Raw genomic sequence first — 889 nt, 5'->3', positions numbered from 1 at the left:
TGGGCGGCGGGGCGCCGAACTCCGGCGGGCGCGCGTGGCGCGAGCGGGACGGACCGCTGTTCACGAGCCGCTCCAGCTCGTCGCGGGCCTCGTCCGCGTCGGCGCGGGCCGCGTCGCGCTCGGCGATCATCTTGGCCAGGGCGCCGCGGAGCTGGTCGACCATCTCGGAGTGCTCGCGGGACTTGAGCTGCTGCTCGACGAGCCGGGACTGGTGCCGTTCGAGCTCGCCGCGGCTCTCCTCCAGCTCGGCGGCGATCCGCTCGGCCTCGGCCAGGCGCGGTTTCGCGGCCTCCAGCTCCCGGCGGCACGACGTGAGGTCGGCGGCCAGCGAGTCGCGCTCGGCGACGATCTCGTCGCGTTCGAGGCTCATCTCCTCCGCGTGGGAGCGGGCCTCCAGCGCTTGACGGTCGGCCTCGGCGCAGGCCTGTTCCGCGGCGGCGCGGCTCTTGTGCGCGGCCTCGGCGGCGGCGCGCATCTCGTCCAGCTCGGCCTCGACCGCACTCAGCCGGGTACGCGCCTCCTCCAGCTCCACCGACCGTCTCTGGGCCTCTTTGGCGCCGGCCAGCTCCTCCCGCTGACCGGCGAGCTCCTCCCGTGCCAGGTCCAGGGCGGACATGAGGTCGGCCGCCCGCCGCGAGAGCTGGTCACGCTCCTCGCGCACGGCGGTGATCGCGGTGTTGGCGGCCTCGGCGGTACGGGTCGCCTCGTTGCCCATCTCGCGGGCCGTGTCGCGTTCGGCGCGCGCGGACTCCAGCTGGGCGGTCAGCTCGGCCACCCGCGCCTCGGCCCGCCGTACCTCGTCGTGTGCGGCGCCGAGCTGGGCGAGCCCCTCCTGGGCCTCCAGCCGCGCCGCCTCACGCTCGCGGTGGGCATCGGCCAGGGCGTTCGC

The 889-nt window shown here is 76.0% G+C and carries 1 pseudogene; it reads right to left on the bottom strand.

What is annotated here, in order from left to right:
* Nucleotides 1-889, bottom strand: a pseudogene (locus tag ACFFNX_RS51420) (hypothetical protein); the annotation flags it as partial.

Source organism: Actinoallomurus acaciae (assembly GCF_042429965.1).
GTDB classification, from domain to species: Bacteria; Actinomycetota; Actinomycetes; order Streptosporangiales; family Streptosporangiaceae; genus Actinoallomurus; species Actinoallomurus acaciae.
The sequence above is the reverse complement of the archived record's forward strand: the minus strand, read 5'-3'. Positions and strand labels throughout refer to the sequence as shown.